This is a genomic window from Bacteroides sp. CAG:189 (genome assembly GCF_000432295.1).
Lineage (GTDB): Bacteria > Bacteroidota > Bacteroidia > Bacteroidales > Bacteroidaceae > Bacteroides > Bacteroides salyersiae.
The window spans coordinates 1-1,084 of sequence record NZ_HF990970.1 but is presented as its reverse complement, the minus strand read 5'-3'; the positions used below and the strand labels follow the sequence as shown (position 1 = coordinate 1,084).

General features: G+C 42.9%; 1 protein-coding gene and 1 pseudogene. Both read left to right on the top strand.

The annotated features are described in order from the left end of the window. Positions 1–390 (top strand): annotated as a pseudogene (locus QVP90_RS00445) (UpxY family transcription antiterminator); the annotation flags it as partial. Between the two features lie 109 nt (positions 391–499). Continuing rightward, positions 500–979, top strand: a complete 480-nt coding sequence (locus QVP90_RS00440; protein WP_025820192.1) for a UpxZ family transcription anti-terminator antagonist — start codon at positions 500–502, stop codon at positions 977–979. Positions 980–1,084 lie beyond the last annotated feature (105 nt).

Here is a 1,084-nt window from a genome sequence, read left to right as displayed (position 1 = left end):
GCAAGTTGGTTCCTGCCGTCCATAACCTTGTATTTGTCTGTTCTTCACGTGCCCGTATCGATGCCATTAAAGAATCCGTCGGTTTGTCTTCTCCCATCCGTTACATCATGGACCGGGAAACCCCGTCAACCGATCATCGTTCCGGATATTCAGATGCGTAGTTTTATGGCTGTTGCCGGCAATTGCGATCAGCAACTGGTTTATCTGGAGCCTTCAACGGTTTCTTTTCGTAAAGGTGAACGTGTCCGCGTCACCGGAGGAATTTTCGAAGGAGTGGAAGGGGAGTTTATCCGTGTGAAGAACGACCGCCGTGTAGTGGTTTCCATTCGTGGTGTAATGGCAGTAGCCACCACCTTTATCCACCCTTCGCTCATCGAACCTATATTGTAGTCTATACACCCTGCTTCCCATCATAATTGTCAATTTGATATTGAACTGTTTTGTAAAGTAATATCAATCGTAAATCATACATTGTAAAATCGTAAATAAAATATATATGTTGAATTCTTTGGAATCTCAAATATCCGCTTTGTATGCTTCGGCGCACGAGCTGCTCTATTTGGGGGTTGACGGCAGTCCCATTTATAGTGATCATTTTAATCGTCTGAATCGTGAGGTTTTCCGTCAAGCCAATTCACTGTTCATCCGTCATGGCGTTACTTCCGAGGAGGAAGCCGCTCTTTGTCTGTCCCTGTTGATGGGGTATACCGCTACGATATATAATAACGGGGATAAGGAAAATCGTATTCAGAGTATCCTGAACCGTTGTTGGGAGGTGTTGGATAAATTGCCACCCTCGCTTTTGAAAGCCCGTTTGCTGACTTATTGTTACGGTGAAGTTTATGATGACAATTTAGCTCAGGACGCCCATACAATTATAAACAGTTGGTCGGGACGGGAACTGACAAAGGATGAATGCGAGGTGATCGATCTTCTGAAAACAATAGAAGATAACCCGTATCCGTGGAGTGAAGTATAATAATTAGTAAAATAAAGGGATAATATTTATTAGTGTTTTCTATGAACATAAAGATTCAGAATTGTGTTTTCTTGTGTCTGATAGCCTTTTTGGCATCCTGCTCAG